The organism is Gelidibacter salicanalis (assembly GCF_016469035.1).
Taxonomy (GTDB): Bacteria; Bacteroidota; Bacteroidia; order Flavobacteriales; family Flavobacteriaceae; genus Gelidibacter; species Gelidibacter salicanalis_A.
This window is the reverse complement of the sequence record NZ_JAEHJZ010000534.1, coordinates 1-244: the sequence shown is the minus strand read 5'-3', so window position 1 is coordinate 244 and position 244 is coordinate 1. Positions and strand designations below refer to the sequence as shown.

Below are 244 nucleotides of genomic sequence, written 5' to 3'. Positions count from 1 at the left end.
CAACCCAAAGCCTGAGGTGACTAATTAATTATGGCTATCACCAATCCGATGGATTTTCTGCGTGAACTTGCAGAGCAAACACTGACAGATACCACCGCTGAGCTGGGCAAAGTTCAGCAGGCTTATACGCTGGCGGCGACACAACTCGGTCAGCTGGAAAGTTTCGAGCTGGAATATCAGCAACAGCTTCGGGCGACGGTGTCCGGTAAAGGGATCCCGGTGGCTGATTTGCTCAACCGCCAGT

The 244-nt window shown here is 52.5% G+C and carries 1 protein-coding gene; it reads left to right on the top strand.

What is annotated here, in order from left to right; all coding sequences use genetic code 11:
* Positions 1-30: 30 nt before the first annotated feature.
* The coding region (locus JEM65_RS21970; RefSeq protein ID WP_199603897.1) for a hypothetical protein at positions 31-244 on the top strand (214 nt) is incomplete at its 3' end.